At 67.6% G+C, this 14,277-nt stretch carries 16 protein-coding genes; 13 read left to right on the top strand and 3 right to left on the bottom strand.

The window, feature by feature from the left end:
• Positions 1-63 precede the first annotated feature (63 nt).
• The 6 genes from htpX (at position 64) to AC1DQK_RS17150 (ending at position 6,344) form a co-directional block, all read left to right on the top strand.
• The gene (gene htpX / locus AC1DQK_RS17175) at positions 64-1,020 is read left to right on the top strand and encodes a zinc metalloprotease HtpX (protein WP_477872734.1); all 957 of its coding nucleotides are present in this window, start codon (positions 64-66) and stop codon (positions 1,018-1,020) included.
• 61 nt (positions 1,021-1,081) lie between these two features.
• The gene (locus AC1DQK_RS17170; RefSeq protein ID WP_477872732.1) at positions 1,082-2,350 is read left to right on the top strand and encodes an RsmB/NOP family class I SAM-dependent RNA methyltransferase; all 1,269 of its coding nucleotides are present in this window, start codon (positions 1,082-1,084) and stop codon (positions 2,348-2,350) included.
• A gap of 68 nt (positions 2,351-2,418) precedes the next feature.
• The gene (rpe, locus tag AC1DQK_RS17165) at positions 2,419-3,081 is read left to right on the top strand and encodes a ribulose-phosphate 3-epimerase (RefSeq protein WP_477872730.1); all 663 of its coding nucleotides are present in this window, start codon (positions 2,419-2,421) and stop codon (positions 3,079-3,081) included.
• A gap of 10 nt (positions 3,082-3,091) precedes the next feature.
• Positions 3,092-4,819 carry a heparinase II/III family protein gene (locus AC1DQK_RS17160; RefSeq protein WP_477872728.1) on the top strand — a complete coding sequence of 576 codons (1,728 nt, stop codon included), beginning with the start codon at positions 3,092-3,094 and terminating at the stop codon, positions 4,817-4,819.
• Between the two features lie 243 nt (positions 4,820-5,062).
• Entirely contained in the window at positions 5,063-5,587 is a 525-nt protein-coding gene (locus AC1DQK_RS17155) for a glycine cleavage system transcriptional repressor (RefSeq protein WP_477872726.1), read from the top strand.
• Between the two features lie 298 nt (positions 5,588-5,885).
• Positions 5,886-6,344, top strand: coding sequence for a hypothetical protein (locus tag AC1DQK_RS17150; RefSeq protein WP_477872724.1), 459 nt, complete (start codon positions 5,886-5,888; stop codon positions 6,342-6,344).
• 248 nt (positions 6,345-6,592) lie between these two features.
• Here the strand turns inward: AC1DQK_RS17150 and dinB are convergent, their stop codons facing one another.
• On the bottom strand, positions 6,593-7,717 hold the full coding sequence (dinB, locus tag AC1DQK_RS17145) for a DNA polymerase IV (protein ID WP_477872722.1): 1,125 nt from the start codon (positions 7,715-7,717) through the stop codon (positions 6,593-6,595).
• Between the two features lie 253 nt (positions 7,718-7,970).
• Here dinB and AC1DQK_RS17140 point away from each other — a divergent pair, with 253 nt between their 5' ends.
• Positions 7,971-8,387 carry a hypothetical protein gene (locus AC1DQK_RS17140; RefSeq protein ID WP_477872720.1) on the top strand — a complete coding sequence of 139 codons (417 nt, stop codon included), beginning with the start codon at positions 7,971-7,973 and terminating at the stop codon, positions 8,385-8,387.
• A gap of 25 nt (positions 8,388-8,412) precedes the next feature.
• On the opposite strand, the gene AC1DQK_RS17135 is transcribed toward AC1DQK_RS17140, so the two are convergent.
• Positions 8,413-9,678, bottom strand: coding sequence for an MFS transporter (locus AC1DQK_RS17135; RefSeq protein ID WP_477872718.1), 1,266 nt, complete (start codon positions 9,676-9,678; stop codon positions 8,413-8,415).
• A 214-nt stretch (positions 9,679-9,892) separates the two neighbouring features.
• Between AC1DQK_RS17135 and pgsA the strand changes: the two genes are divergently transcribed.
• Genes pgsA through AC1DQK_RS17110 form a run of 5 tightly spaced genes read left to right on the top strand, consistent with a single transcriptional unit; the run spans position 9,893 to position 12,381 of the window.
• Positions 9,893-10,444: a CDP-diacylglycerol--glycerol-3-phosphate 3-phosphatidyltransferase gene (gene pgsA, locus AC1DQK_RS17130; RefSeq protein WP_477872716.1), complete on the top strand. Its 552-nt coding sequence runs from the start codon at positions 9,893-9,895 to the stop codon at positions 10,442-10,444.
• A 9-nt stretch (positions 10,445-10,453) separates the two neighbouring features.
• Positions 10,454-10,711: a molybdopterin converting factor subunit 1 gene (moaD, locus tag AC1DQK_RS17125; RefSeq protein ID WP_477872714.1), complete on the top strand. Its 258-nt coding sequence runs from the start codon at positions 10,454-10,456 to the stop codon at positions 10,709-10,711.
• Positions 10,712-10,719: 8 nt separating this feature from the next.
• A complete protein-coding gene (locus tag AC1DQK_RS17120) occupies positions 10,720-11,160 on the top strand; it encodes a molybdenum cofactor biosynthesis protein MoaE (RefSeq protein WP_477872712.1) in 441 nt (146 codons plus the stop codon).
• 2 nt (positions 11,161-11,162) lie between these two features.
• Positions 11,163-11,696, top strand: coding sequence for a sigma-70 family RNA polymerase sigma factor (locus AC1DQK_RS17115; RefSeq protein ID WP_477872710.1), 534 nt, complete (start codon positions 11,163-11,165; stop codon positions 11,694-11,696).
• The gene (locus tag AC1DQK_RS17110; RefSeq protein WP_477872708.1) at positions 11,689-12,381 is read left to right on the top strand and encodes an anti-sigma factor; all 693 of its coding nucleotides are present in this window, start codon (positions 11,689-11,691) and stop codon (positions 12,379-12,381) included. Before AC1DQK_RS17115 ends, AC1DQK_RS17110 begins: the two co-directional genes overlap by 8 nt.
• 278 nt (positions 12,382-12,659) lie before the next feature.
• On the opposite strand, the gene AC1DQK_RS17105 is transcribed toward AC1DQK_RS17110, so the two are convergent.
• Entirely contained in the window at positions 12,660-13,559 is a 900-nt protein-coding gene (locus AC1DQK_RS17105) for a hydrogen peroxide-inducible genes activator (RefSeq protein WP_477872706.1), read from the bottom strand.
• 103 nt (positions 13,560-13,662) lie between these two features.
• Between AC1DQK_RS17105 and AC1DQK_RS17100 the strand changes: the two genes are divergently transcribed.
• Complete coding sequence (locus AC1DQK_RS17100; RefSeq protein ID WP_477872705.1) at positions 13,663-14,208, top strand: peroxiredoxin; 546 nt, start codon at positions 13,663-13,665, stop codon at positions 14,206-14,208.
• The last annotated feature ends 69 nt before the right edge of the window (positions 14,209-14,277 follow it).

Below are 14,277 nucleotides of genomic sequence, written 5' to 3'. Positions count from 1 at the left end.
CCGCGCATGATTGAAGAGCGCCGCACTCTTCCCCACATTGGCTTTGGAAGGAGCAAAGGCAAGATGAACATGGTGAAGACGACCATGCTGCTGGCGGCGCTCACCGCGCTGTTCATGGCACTCGGCTTTACGATCGGCGGTTCCGGCGGAGCGATGGTCGCGATGCTGGTGGCCGCGGGCATGAACCTGTTCACCTTCTGGAACGCCGACAAGATCGTGCTGCGCATGCATGGCGCGCGCGAAGTCGATGCCTCCGCCTGCCCCGAATTCGTCGGCCTGGTCCATGGGCTTGCACGCCGCGCCGGCCTGCCGATGCCGCGCGTCTACCTGATCGACAGCCCGCATCCCAACGCCTTCGCGACCGGCCGCAATCCGGCCAACGCGGCGGTCGCGGCGACCACCGGCCTGCTCGGCATGCTCGACCGCGACGAGATCGAGGGCGTGATGGCGCACGAACTCGCCCATATCCGCCACCATGACACGCTGATCATGACGATGACCGCGACGATCGCCGGCGCGATCTCGATGCTCGCCAACTTCGGCATGTTCTTCGGCAATGGCCGCCGCGATGGCGGGCAGATATTGGCGACGATCCTCGCGGTCGTTGTTGCGCCGTTCGCCGCGATGCTGGTGCAGATGGCCATCAGCCGCTCGCGGGAATATGGCGCAGATCGCGGCGGCGCGGAGATCTCCGGCAAGCCGCGCGCCCTTGCATCGGCGCTCGCCAAGCTCGCGCAGGGCGCTGCCCGCATCCCCAACCCGGTGGTCGAACGCAATCCGGCCGCGGCAGCGCTGTACATCGTGCCGGGCGTGCAGCGCGGCGGCGACAGCATGTTCTCGACCCACCCCGCGACCGAGAACCGGATCGCCCAACTCGAGATGATCGCCAGCGAGATGGGCGTGCCGATTCGATCGCGCAATGTCACGCCGATGACAACGCCGCCGCGCCGCGCCGCCATCTCGTCGGTGCCGAAGACCAAGCGGCGGAGCAGCGCTCTCGATCCGCGCGGGCGGGGCTGAACTTCCGGTCTTCGGACCACATCCCTCGACTTCGCGCGGTGCGAACGGCTAAAGCGCGCGGGTGAAAGAAGATCCCACCGGAACCGCCACCCGCCGCGCGGCACTGCGCCTGCTCGATGCGGTGTTGCGCCGCGGCCTGCCCCTCGAAGCCGCGATGGATGGCGCCTGCGGCGACCTGGAGCGGGCGGATGACCGTGCCTTCGCCCATGCCATCGCCGCAGAAGTGCTGCGCCGCACGGGCGATCTCGATGCGCTGATCGATGCCGCCACCGAGCGCCCGCTGCCGCCGGATGCCAAGGCCCGCATGGTGCTGCGCATGGCGCTGGTCCAGGCGCTCGCCATGAAGACGCCGCAGCATGCCGCCATCGCGACGGTGCTGCCGCTGGTCGATGGCGGCCCGCGCAAGCTGGTCCACGGCGTTTTCGCCCATGTGCTGCGCGACGGCGGCACCCTGCCCGACCCCCCGCACCTGCCATCCGAGGTGGCGGATCGCTGGGCCAGGTCGTGGGGCGCGAAAGCGGTGGAAGCCGCGCGGCTCTCGATCGCGGCGCCGCCTCCCGTCGACCTGAGCTTCAAGCCCGGCGTCGACCTCGCCGACTGGGCGGGACGCCTCGAAGGCGAGAGCCTGGCCTCCGATCATGTCCGCATCCCCGCCGGACGTCGCGTCGTCGATCTGCCGGGCTACGACGAGGGGCTGTGGTGGATCCAGGATATCGCGGCGTCGATCCCGGCCCGGTTGCTCGGCAAGGGCGACGGTCGGCGCGCGCTCGACCTGTGCGCGGCGCCCGGCGGCAAGACGATGCAGCTGGCCAGCAATGGCTGGGCCGTGACCGCGGTCGACCTGTCTGAAGCCCGGATGGGACGTCTCGCCGAGAACCTCGCCCGCACCGGCCTCAGCGCCGCTCTCGCCGTCGCCGACGCGGCCGGCTTCGCCGATGGCGCCCCCTATGATGGCGTGCTGCTCGACGCGCCCTGCTCCGCCACCGGTATTTTCCGCCGCCATCCGGACGTCCTCCACCGCGCCGGCCCGCGGGCCATCGCCGAGGCGGCGGACATGCAGGCCCGGCTGATCGACCATGCCGCAGGGCTGGTCACGGCGAACGGCGTATTGATCTATGCCGTGTGCTCGCTGGAAGCCGACGAAGGCGAGCAGATCGCCAAGACCTTCCTATCGCGCCACGCCGACTGGCGCCTCGACCCCGTCGCCGCCGCCGAGCTGCCGCCCGGCTTCGTGCCGGACAAGGTCGGTCGCGTCCGTATCCGGCCGGGCGCCCTTGCCGGCGAAGGCGGCGCGGATGGCTTCTTCATCGCACGGTTCAGGCGCACATGACGGCCGAAGCAGGCCGATGGCCGCGCGCGCTTGCCCGCCCCTTCCCACCCCGCTAATCCAAGGCAATCATGACCAGCCCCATCCGCATCGCGCCATCCATCCTCTCCGCTGACTTCGCCAGGCTGGGGGAGGAAGTCCGCGCCATCGACGCCGCGGGAGCGGACTGGATCCATGTCGACGTGATGGACGGGCATTTCGTGCCGAACATTACGATCGGCCCCGCGGTGGTGAAGGCGCTGCGCCCGCACAGCGCCAAGCCCTTCGACGTCCACCTGATGATCTCGCCGGTCGATGCGTTCCTCGAGGACTTCGCCAATGCCGGCGCGGACATCATCACGGTCCATCCCGAGGCCGGCCCCCATACCCATCGCACCATCCAGCGCATCAAGGCGCTGGGCAAGAAGGCCGGCGTTTCGCTCAATCCCGCGACCCCGGCCAAGATGCTGGACTATCTGATCGATGACATCGATCTCGTGCTGGTGATGAGCGTCAATCCGGGCTTCGGGGGGCAGAGCTTCATCGACAGCCAGCTGCGCAAGATCGAGGCGATCCGCAAGATGATCGACAAGACCGGCAAGGCGATCGATCTCGAAGTCGACGGCGGCATCGACGTCAACACCGCCCCGCGCGCGATCGCCGCCGGCGCGACCGTGCTGGTGGCAGGCACCGCCAGCTTCAAGGGCGGCCCGACGGCCTATGCCGGCAACATCGCGGCTTTGAAGCAGGCGTGAGCATCGCGTGATGAGCGAGGGCGGCGGGCCCGGCTACGGCGACAGCGTTGAGCCTGGCCGACGCCTGATCCGCGTCGAGCACGACAAGAGCCATTCGCTCGCCGAACGCTTGGCCGGACGACTGCACGCTCTGGCCTGGCGCACCCCCGTCCACGGGCTGCGGCTGCGCGGCCACTATCCGCTCAAGCTGTACGACGTGCCGGCCGATCCGATCGAAGGCATGGTTCGCCTCGGCGGCGCGATGCTGGACGGGGAGATATTGTGGCAGGGCGAGAGCGTCACGATCGAGGGCTATGACTTTCGGCCGCGCGCCATGTCCGCGGCATTCAGCGACCATCTCCAGAGCTTCGCCTGGCTGCGCGACCTGAGCGCCGCGGGGCCGCGCCAGCGGGTGGCGCCGATCGCGGAGCTGCTGACCCGCCGCTGGCTGGACGCGTTCGGCCGGCAGATCCACGAGGCGGCGTGGCGCCCCGACCTGTGGGGACGGCGCATCCTGTTCTGGGGCTGCCACGCGCCGCTGATCATGTCGTCCGACGAACTGCGCGGCCCGGTCCTCAACGCGCTCAACCGCGGCGCCAAGCATCTCGATCGCAGCGCCGACAAGGCCGCGCCCGGGCTCGCGCGCATCGCTGCCTGGATCGGCGTGGTCGCTGCCGGCCTGCTGATCCCGGGCGGCGAGCTGCGCCAGATCCATGGCGAGAGGGGTCTTGCCCGCGCCCTGGACGCAGCAATGCACGGCGACGGCGGGCTCGTCAGCCGGTCGCCGGTCGAGCAGATGGATCTCGTCGCCCTGCTGGCGATGCTGCGGCGCTATTACGAGATGCGCGGCCAGACCCCGCCCGTCGCCTTCAGCGAGGCGCTCGGCCGGGCGGTGCCGCCGCTGCTCGGGCTGAGCCTGGGCGATGGCGGGCTATCGAGCTGGCAAGGCTCGGCGCCGATCGACGGCGGCAGGATCGACGCGGTCGTCACGGCCTCCGGCATTCGCGCACGGCCGCTGCGGCAGTCGCGCGAATGGGGCTATCAGCGCCTGTCGATGGGACAGACCCGCATCGTCGTGGACGCCGCCCCGCCGCCGATCTCGCGCTTCGCCGCCGATGCCTGTGCCTCGACGCTGGCCATGGAATTGTCCGACGGTCCCTGGCGGTTGATCGTCAATTGCGGCGGAGGCCGCGGCGCGAACAATGCGCTGCATCCCGATCTCGCCCAGGCGCTGCGCAGCACCGCCGCCCACTCCACCCTGGTGATCGACGACAGCAACTCGACCGCGGTCCATTCCGACGGAACCCTGGGGAAGGGGGTGTCGGAACTCGAGCTCGATCGGCAGGAGGATCTGCACGGCAGCGTCATCGACATGCGCCACGACGGCTATGTCCGGAGGTTCGGGATGGCGCACCGCCGCAAGATCACGATCGGGCCCGGCGGCCGCGAAGTGCGCGGCCTCGATGCGCTGCTGCCGCAGGGCCGGCGCGCGCGCGGCAACGGGGTCGACTATGCGATTCGCTTCCACCTGGCGCCCGGCGTCGAGGTCTCCGCTACGGCCGACGGCTCGGGTGCGCTGCTGCGGATCGGGGAAGGCGCGCTGTGGCGCTTCCGCGCCATCGGCGGCGAGGTGGCGATCGAGGACAGCGTGTGGATCGACTCGCGCGGACGCCCGCAACCGACCCGTCAGCTGGTGATAGCCGGCCCGGTGGCCGCACAGGGCATCGAGGTCACCTGGATCCTCGCCAAATCCGGTTGATCGATATCCTCCGGCGCGGCGGTCCATCGGCAGGCCGAATCGATCGTCCAATTGCCCGCGACGATTGCGATTGCGGCGGAAACCGCGCACCATCGCCCGGCTAGACCCTGATCGGTTCAGGCTGAATCAGCCCGAGCCGTGAATCAAGGTCTAAACCATAGATAAAGAGCCCGATTCACCCTTTCGGTGAAAGCGCGTAGCGCTTCCACCTTGAACGATCAGGCTCTGGCTGGGAGAGGTCGCGTGAACCATTCGGTAATCCTCACGGTGGTCGGCAGCGATCGGCCCGGCCTGACGCGCGCGATCGCCGACGCCGTCTATGCGGCTGGGGGGAACTGGCTCGAGAGCCACTTGTCGCGCCTCGGCGGCAAATATGTGGGGTCGGTGCTCGTGGAACTGCCGCAGGCGCGGCTGGCTGAGCTGGAAGCGGCAGCGCGCGGGATCGACGCGGTGGGGCTGAAGGTCGACATCATCGCCTCGTCGGGCACAGCCCGGCGCGGCGGCGAGCCGCTCGTGATCGAGATCGTCGGTCAGGATCGCGCGGGCATCGTCCGCGAAGTGACCACGGTTCTTGCCGGCCTGGACGTCAACATCGAGGACTTCGCGACCGCGATCGAGGACAGCGCGTGGTCTGGCGCGCCGCTGTTCCGCGCGAAGGCGCGCCTGCTGATCCCCTCGAACATATCGACCGACACAGTCCGCGAGGCGCTCGAGCGGATATCGGGTGAAATCATGGTCGATTTCAGCGCGCATCCGGAAGTCGCCTGATCAGCTCTCCGCCAGATCCAGGCCCGCCACTGGATCAAGGTACGCCCCGGACACCGGCGAGGCTGCTCCGCGATGCCAGCGACCAAGGCGCAGCTCGAAAATTGCGGCTGTTGCCGGATGCCACGCGCCGACGCCTCGCGGCGAGCCGTGAGCGGCGCGCAGCAGCGGCCCGCGTCTCGCCGGGACGCACATCGTAGCAAGCCAGCAGCGGCGGAGCTGACGCAATTTTCCAGGCCCTGGCCCCGCGGGTCGGCTGGTGCGTTATAGCCAGCGAGCCCCTATGATCCCGGAGAAGCTGATGATCGACCCATTCACCGCCTGGATGCGCCTCGCGACAGCAGGGTTCGACATCTCCCGCACCGGCCATCGCGCCTCTGATCTGATGCAGGCGTCCGGCGAGGTCGTGCAGAAGCGCTCGGACATGATGGCCGCAGCCATGCGCTCGCCGGTCGATGGCAACTATGTCGAGCTCGCGAAGATGGTACCGGAAAAGGTGGAGGCATTCTCCAGCGCCGGTATCGCGATCGCTCGTCAGTGCTGGGCCATGCAGGCAGCTTTCCTCGCGGAGGCACAGGATCTCGGAGCGCTGTTCGCACGGGGCCGCGCGCCCAGCATGGCAGAGCTTATCGAGCTGGCAGCGCGCACCACCGCCTATGTCGTCACCAGCGCGGAGAATATGGCTAAGCTTGGGGCGGTTGGCCTGGCCCCAGTGCATCGCACCGCAAACGCAAACGCCCGGCGCCTGAAGCGCCGATAACGATATTAACCAGATTGAGAACCAGCGTTCCCAGCGTCTTCTTTGAAGAGAGGCGCGCGAATGAGTGGAGACAAGGCCGGACCCGCGTTCGAAGGACGATCCGGCGCCAGCTTGGAGGAACGAGTGGATTCCGCTGGGCGAACGATGGGCCGCCGGTCAGTCTTCCCGACGGGGTCGGCGACGGTCTCACCCTTGATGGCCGCGCGCCGGAAGCCTGACGCGCTTGGGAGCGCGCGCTCGCCGCAGCCCTATTCCAGCGCGAGCGCGAGTTGCTCGGCGGTTACGATCAGTTCCTCCTCGCCCTCTCCGAGGTTCGACAAAGTGACCCCGAGCAGGCGCACCCCCTGCTCGACCGGTTCCAACGCGGCGAGCAGCGCGAGCGCGACCTCACCGATCCGGGCCGCGTCGGCGATCGGCGCCGCCAAGGTGCGGGCCCGTGTCAGGGTACGGAAATCGGCATAGCGCAACTTGATCGACACGGTGCGCCCCGCTTTCCCGGTGCGCTCGGCGTGGCGCGCGACCGTCTCCGCAGACTCGGTCAGCGCCGCGGCGAGATCCTCATGCGCGTAAAGGTCGGTGAAGAAGGTATTCTCCGAACCGATCGACTTGCGCACCCGATCCGGACGCACCGGACGATGATCGATCGCGCGGGCGGCGAGATAGAAATAATCGCCCGATTTGCCGAATTGCTGCGACAGGAACTCGCGGCTGCAGCGGCGCAGGTCGGCGCCCGAATGGATGCCGAGCTTCTCCATCCGGGCTGCCGTCACCGGCCCGACGCCGTGGAAGCGCGACACCGGCAAGCGCGCGATGAAGTCGAGCCCCTGTTCGGGGCGGACCACGCACAAGCCGTCTGGCTTGTTATGGTCCGATGCCAGCTTGGCGATGAACTTATTGTAGGAGACGCCCGCCGACGCGGTCAGCCCCGTCTCCTCCCTGATGCGCGCGCGGATCGCCCGGGCGACATCGGTAGCGGTCGCGATTCCCTGGTGGTTTTCGGTCACGTCGAGATAGGCTTCGTCGAGCGAGAGCGGCTCTATGAGGTCGGTATAGTCGACGAAGATCGCCTGGATCTGGCGCGACACCTCGCGATACACATCGAAACGCGGCCGCACGAAGACAAGGTCCGGGCACTGCCGCCGCGCCACGGCCGAAGCCATCGCCGATCGCACCCCGAATCTGCGCGCCTCGTAGCTTGCCGCCGCCACGACGCCGCGTTCGCGGGTGCCGCCCACCGCGACCGGCTTGCCGCGCAGCGCCGGGTCGTCGCGCTGCTCGACCGACGCATAAAAGGCATCCATGTCGATGTGGATGATCTTGCGGCCGCCTTCGGCCGAACCATCGGGTGCCAGCGCCTGTTCGGGTCGATCCATGGAACAAAGCAGATACAACAGAGCGCCGGCCGGCGCCAGAGGCCGTTTCATCGCCGGCCTCGCCCCGCAACGGAACTCCCCCGTTGCCCTCGCGTTTTTTGCTCGATTCCAAGGAGAAACGATCATGGCTTCTAGAAATACATCTACGCGGTCGCGTTCGACTGTCGCGAAAGCTGCTCCCAGGAAGCGTGGTGCCGGCTCATCTGCCCGCCCCCAGTCCCTCGCCGATGAGGCGAAGACGGCCGTGCGGTCGGTGCGCACCCGCGCGTCCCGCGCCGTCAAGAAGGTCCCCACCGACAGGACCAGCGTATCGATTGCTTTTGGCGTGCTTGCCGGCCTGGTCGGCGCCGGCGTTGCGATCTTCATGAACCGCGACCGGCTCCGCGACGTTGCATCGAGCAGCGGCGAGCGGCTGAAAAAGGCCGCGGATGATCTGTCGACGATGGCGCATGAGCGCATCGACCAGGCGCGCGACAACATCACCAGGTTCCGCTCGCGCAACGAGCAGACGCCTTCGCACGAGACGCCCGAATCGGCCCCCGCCCCCGCCCTCCTTCATTCTAGACCGATGCGATTCGACCCGACTAGCGAGCGCTGGCGTTACGACCTGCGGCTGTTTCTGCTGGCCTATGTGCTGGGCATCATCGCCTTCAGCGCACTGGTGCCCTGACCGTCATAGCCGACGGCCGAGCCGGTCAGTCGCAGGCCTTGTGCAACAGCCAGGCCAGCCAGGCGGCGCCGATGCTGCCCACCGCGACGATCAGCAGCGTCTCGGCGACAGACACGCCCATATGCACCATTCCCGCCAGGATCAGCGTCGCCGCCACCATCGCGCCGGAATTGACGATGTTGTTCGCAGCGACCGTCCGCGCGGTCTGCGCCTTGGCAACCGTGGTGGTGAGAAAGGCGTAGAGGGGCACCACGAACATGCCGCCGGCGATCGCGACGCCGAGAAGGTCGATCATCACCCGCTCGCCATGGGGCGCGGCGATGAACGCCCGGAAGTCAAGCAGCGGACCCTGCGGCACCGGCCAAGAATGGGCGGTCCACCACAGGTCGCAGACAAATGCGCCCATCACCAGCGCCGCGATGGGCGAGCAGCGGGCCGACACCGTGCCGCCGAGGATCCGGTTGACCGCAATCGAGCCGATCGCGACTCCGACCGAAAAAATCGCAAGAAACAGCGTCGCCACGTCCTGGTTGGCGCCCAGCACATTCTTCACGAGCGGCGGGAACTGCGCCGCGAGCACCGTGCCCTGTGCCCAGAAGAAGCTGATCGCGCAGATGGCAAGGAACAGCCGCCGGACATGCATCGTGTCCGACACCAGCTTTATCGACGAGCGGATGATGTGGAAATCGACCCCGGCGTCCTGGATCATCGGCGGTGCCGGGGGAACCTGCCGGGCGGTCAGCCAGCCGAGGCAGGCCACCGCCAGCACGCCGACCGCCGCCTGCTCGGAGGGGATGATGCCGCCGACGATCGTGCCGGCAAGGATCGCGATATAGGTGCCCGCCTCGACCAGGCCTGTACCCGGCAGCACCTGATCATCCTCGAGGTGCTGGGGCAGAATCGCATATTTGATCGGGCCGAAAAAGGTCGAGTGGGCGCCCATCGACAGCAGCGCGAGCAGCATCAACGGGATATTGCCGAGGATGAGACCGGCCGCGCCGGCGATCATGATGACGATCTCGGCGGTCTTCACCAGCCGGATGATCTGCGCCTTGTCGTGGCAATCGGCGAGCTGGCCCGACAGCGCCGAGAACAGGAAGAATGGCAGGATGAACAACCCGCCGGCGACAGCCGAGAATGCCGCCTCCTGCGCCGGATCGTTATAGATACGATAGATCACGAGCATGATCATCGCGGTCCGGAACAGGTTATCGTTGAACGCCCCCAGGAACTGGGTGGCAAACAACGGCAGGAACCGGCGCTTGGCGAGAAGCCGGAAAGACGGGGTCATAGGGGGATATTGCGCCTTATGTGTCGTTGCCGGCATCGTTCGGGCGCTCCCATAGCCGATAGCAGTGGCGAGGTCCAAGCCCGATAACCGCAGCGCGGGTCAGTTCCGGGACTCCCGCGATATGGCCGATCCATTCTTCCCGGGGTTGGTGTCGCGCCCCGCCTGCAGGCGGGGGCTTATCTCTTGCGTTCATCCACGCTAGAGCATCCTGCAGATGCTGACGCTGCCGAACATCCTGACGCTTTCCCGCATCCTGGCGGTGCCGATCCTCGTCTTCCTGCTGTGGCCCGAGCCGCGGCAGTTCGAATATGGGCTGGCGTTCGGCCTCTATGCGCTGATGGCGATCACCGATTATTTCGACGGCTATCTGGCGCGGGCGCAGGGAGCCGTGTCCAAGCTCGGCATCTTCCTCGATCCGATCGCCGACAAGATCATGGTGGCGGCGGTCATCCTGATGCTGGTGCTGACGCGGGATGTCTCCGGCTTCGCGACGATCGCCGCGCTGGTCATCCTGCTGCGCGAGATCGCCGTGTCGGGGCTGCGCGAGTTCCTCGCCGGGGTCCAGGTGTCGGTGCCGGTCAGCAAGCTCGCCAAGTGGAAGACGACCCTCCAGCTCGTCTCGCTGGGCGCCATCATCCTCGGCAATGCCGTTCCCGAGTGGAGATGGATCGAACAGCTCGGTTTGTTCAGCCTGTGGGCCGCGGCCGCGCTCACGCTGATCACCGGCTGGGATTATCTGCGCGTCGGCATCAAGCACATGGACTAGGCCAGCGACATGGTGATCGAAATCCTCTACTTCGCACGCATCCGGGAAGCGATCGGCCGCAGCGCCGAGACCGTGACACCCCCGGACGAGGTCGTCACGCTCGCCGACCTGGTGGCGTGGCTCGCGGCGCGTGGCGGCGGCTATGCGGAGGCGTTCGCCGACCGCGGCCAGGTCCGCGCCGCGATCGGAGATGCCTTCGCCGATCCGGAGACCCCGATCGCCGGCGCGCGCGAGATCGCGCTCTTCCCCCCGGTGACGGGCGGATGAGCGCCGAGATGCGAATCCTGGTCGATACCGGGGAGATCGACGTCGGCGCCGAGCTCGCCAGGCTCGAAGCGCTCGGCGGGGGCGGCGTAGCGAGCTTCACCGGCATCGTGCGCGGCGGAGCGGGGCTGACGGCACTCGAACTCGAACATCATCCCGGCGTGACCCTGGCGATGATGACCCGCATTGCCGAGGATGCCGCGGCGCGGTGGCCGCTGCTCGGCGTCACCGCGATCCACCGCCACGGCCGGCTGCTGCCCGGCGAGCGCATCGTGCTGGTCGCCGCGGCCTCGCCGCACCGCGCCGCCGCGCTCGAGGCGACCGCCTTCCTGATCGACTGGCTCAAGACCCGCGCGCCCTTCTGGAAGAAGGAATATTTCGCGGACGGGACGAGCCGCTGGGTCGAAGCGCGGGCGGAAGACGACGAAGCTGCCGCGCGTTGGACCAAATAGCTATGAGCGTACAGGAGCTGCCCGACCTGCTGGCCGCCATCGCCGATGGCGACCGCGTCGCCTTCACGCGTTTCTACGAGCGGACATCGGCAAAACTTTTTGGAGTTGTCCTGCGTATCTTGCCCGAAAGGTCGGTGGCTGAAGACGCGATGCAGGATGCCTATGCGAAGATCTGGCGGAATGCCGCGGGCTATGATGCCCGGCGCGGCAGTCCGATAACCTGGGCGGCGACGATCGCGCGCAACGTGGCGATCGACCTGCGGCGCCGCGAGCACCCGCGCGGCCGCATCCGCGATGAGGATTTCGACTTCGACGCGATGAGCGATCCAGCCGGCGGGGTTTCGGCCGAGGACATGGCGGCGCTGCGCGCCTGCCTGGACCGGCTCGACCCCGAACAGCGCGCGCTGATCCTGGCGGCCTATCTGAACGGCGAGAGCCGCGAGGAACTGGCCGAACGGCTCGGTCATCCGACCGGCACGATCAAGAGCTGGCTGCACCGCGGCCTCGCCCGGCTGAAGGGCTGCCTGGATGGCTGACGACATCGACATGCTCGCCGGCGAATATGTGCTCGGCACGCTCGACGAGGCGGAGCGGCGGGCATTCCAGCGCCGCCTGCTGACCGATCGCGACGCGGCCGCGGCGGTGGCCCGCTGGGAGGAGCGCCTGTCGCCGCTGCTGCTCGCGGTGCCGGAGGTCGAGGCTCCGGCCGGCCTCATCGACCGGATCGACGTCGGCGCCCGCCCGGCCAACGATAATCGCCCGCTGCGCCGCTGGCAGGCGGCGACCGCCGCCGCCGCGCTGCTCGCCGTTGTGAGTTCGGGCCTGGCCTTGCGCCCGCGGCTCGTGGCGCCTCCATCGGCGACCCAGCCGACGCGGCCACCGTTGTTCCAGTCGGTGGCCGCGCTCAGCGAAAGCGGGGGCGCTCCGGCGCTGCTGGTCACCTATGATCAGGCAACCAGGAAAATGCGGGTAACCCCGGTCAACGTCTCGCCGCGCCCCGGCCATAGCCTCGAACTATGGGTGATCGCCGGCAAGGCAGCCCCGAGATCGATCGGCCTGATGCACGACGAGGGCGCCACGGCCCTTGATCGCATGGCGCTGGACATCAAGCAGGACATGACCATCGCGGTGTCGGTGGAGCCGCGTGGCGGATCGCCCACGGGCCTGCCCACCGGCCCGGTTGTCTATTCGGGCCGGATGATCACCCTGCCGACCAGCTGATACGCGACGCAACCTACCGGGCGCCTTTTCCACCTGTTCGATGAATGGGCGATGACGGAGCCGGAAAGCCTCTTCCCCGTCATCCCCGCTTGCGGCAGCTACGGCCTTCACACATTTTCCTTTTGTTCGTCATCCCAGCCCTTCGGCTGCCTGCAAGGCAGGCGCTCAGCAACCGTATTGCGGGTCAAGGTAGTGTTGGAACCCATGGAGTGCCATGTTCGATGATCTCTTCGTGCGAGTGACGAAGTGTGAAGCCCATAGGCGCGGTAAAGGGGCGATCACTCCGCCGCGCGCAGCGCCTCTGCCAGCAGGTTGAACTCCTTCTCGCGCGGCGAGCCCCGCCGCCAGGCAAGCGCGATGCGGCGCGAGGGATGTTCGGCATCAAGCCCCTTGGCAACGACATGGGTGTTGTCGAGGATGCCCGCATCGAGCGCCATCGCCGGCAGCAGCGTCACGCCCAAGCCGTTGTCGACCATCTGCACCAGCGTGTGCAGCGAGGTGCCGAGCATCGCCGCCTCCGCCCGCAGCTCGGGCCGATTGCACGCCGACAGGACATGATCCTTCAGGCAGTGGCCATCCTCGAGCAGCAGCAGCCGGCTCTCATCGATCGCATCGGCACTGATCGTATGCGCGCTGCCCGGAATCTCCCCGTCGCGAAACGCGATGAACAGCCGGTCGAGGAACAGGTCGACCGATTCGATGTCGCCGCAATGATAAGGCAGCGCCAGCAGCACGCAGTCGACATGGCCGCGATGAAGCGAGTCGCACGCGGCGCTGGTGGTCTCTTCGCGAAGATAGAGCTTCAGGTCGGGCCAGGCCGCGCGCAGCCTGGGTAGTATCCGCGGCAGCAGGAACGGCGCGATGGTCGGGATGACGCCCATGCGCAGGTCGCCCGACAGCGGCTTGCCGGCCGAGCGCGCAAGATCGCCGAGTTCCTCGGCCTCGCGGAGCACGCGCTGCGCCTTTTCGGCGATCCGCAGGCCAAGCGGCGTGAACCGCACGACCCGGCGGGTGCGCTCGACCAGGGTGATGCCGATCAGCGACTCCAGTTCGCGCAATCCGGCGGACAATGTCGACTGGGTGACGAAACAGGCTTCGGCTGCGCGCCCGAAATGGCCGTGGTCGCGCMGCGCGACCAGATATTGGAGCTGCTTGAGGGTGGGAAGATAGGTGGCCATTCATCGCCTCACTCGATCATTGCTGGCGGAATAATCAATTTGATTGCTAAGGTCCACCCTGCCATCAGACGTGCTCCAAACCAAAGCCCCTAGGAGATACACAGTGGCCCTTACCGTTGGTGACAAGTTTCCCGCCCTGGTTCTTCCGGTCCAGCAGGGCACGTCCGCACTTCCCGCAGGCGAGACGATCGACACCGGCAATAGCGGTGGCAAGTGGAAGGTCGTGTTCTTCTGGCCGAAGGACTTCACGTTCATCTGCCCGACCGAGATCATCGGCTATGGCGAGCTGCAGCGCGATTTCGCCGATCGCGACGCGGTGCTGATCGGCGCCTCGACCGATACGGATTTCGTCCATTTCGCGTGGCGCAAGTCGGACGAGCGCCTGGCCAAGTGCGATTTCCCGTGGATCGCCGACAACCAGAAGAAGCTCGCCAATGCGCTCGGCATCGTCGACCCCGAAGCGGGCGTCGCCTATCGCGCGACCTATATCGTCGATCCGCACAATGTGATCCAGCACGTCACGGTCAACGGCCTCAACCAGGGCCGCAACCCGGCCGAGGCGATCCGCGTGCTCGACGCGCTACAGACCGACGAGCTGTGCCCGTGCAATTGGCATGCCGGTGAAGAGGTCCTCAAGCCTGCTGCCTGATCCCCTCTTCAGGTAGCCGCCGCGCCGAGCCCCCCACGGCGCGGCCTAATGGGCGTGGAGGACTCCTGA

The sequence above is a fragment of the Rhizorhabdus sp. P4_G5 genome, assembly GCF_056401065.1.
Note: the sequence above shows the minus strand (reverse complement) of the source record. Positions and strands in the feature narration are given on the sequence as shown.

Coding starts and splice junctions, on each gene's coding strand:
- htpX (WP_477872734.1), top strand. CDS start 64: ATGAACATGGTGAAGACGACCATGCTGCTGGCGGCGCTCACCGCGCTG.
- rpe (WP_477872730.1), top strand. CDS start 2,419: ATGACCAGCCCCATCCGCATCGCGCCATCCATCCTCTCCGCTGACTTC.
- AC1DQK_RS17160 (WP_477872728.1), top strand. CDS start 3,092: ATGAGCGAGGGCGGCGGGCCCGGCTACGGCGACAGCGTTGAGCCTGGC.
- AC1DQK_RS17150 (WP_477872724.1), top strand. CDS start 5,886: ATGATCGACCCATTCACCGCCTGGATGCGCCTCGCGACAGCAGGGTTC.
- dinB (WP_477872722.1), bottom strand. CDS start 7,717: ATGGATCGACCCGAACAGGCGCTGGCACCCGATGGTTCGGCCGAAGGC.
- AC1DQK_RS17135 (WP_477872718.1), bottom strand. CDS start 9,678: ATGACCCCGTCTTTCCGGCTTCTCGCCAAGCGCCGGTTCCTGCCGTTG.
- pgsA (WP_477872716.1), top strand. CDS start 9,893: ATGCTGACGCTGCCGAACATCCTGACGCTTTCCCGCATCCTGGCGGTG.
- moaD (WP_477872714.1), top strand. CDS start 10,454: ATGGTGATCGAAATCCTCTACTTCGCACGCATCCGGGAAGCGATCGGC.
- AC1DQK_RS17120 (WP_477872712.1), top strand. CDS start 10,720: ATGCGAATCCTGGTCGATACCGGGGAGATCGACGTCGGCGCCGAGCTC.
- AC1DQK_RS17115 (WP_477872710.1), top strand. CDS start 11,163: ATGAGCGTACAGGAGCTGCCCGACCTGCTGGCCGCCATCGCCGATGGC.
- AC1DQK_RS17110 (WP_477872708.1), top strand. CDS start 11,689: ATGGCTGACGACATCGACATGCTCGCCGGCGAATATGTGCTCGGCACG.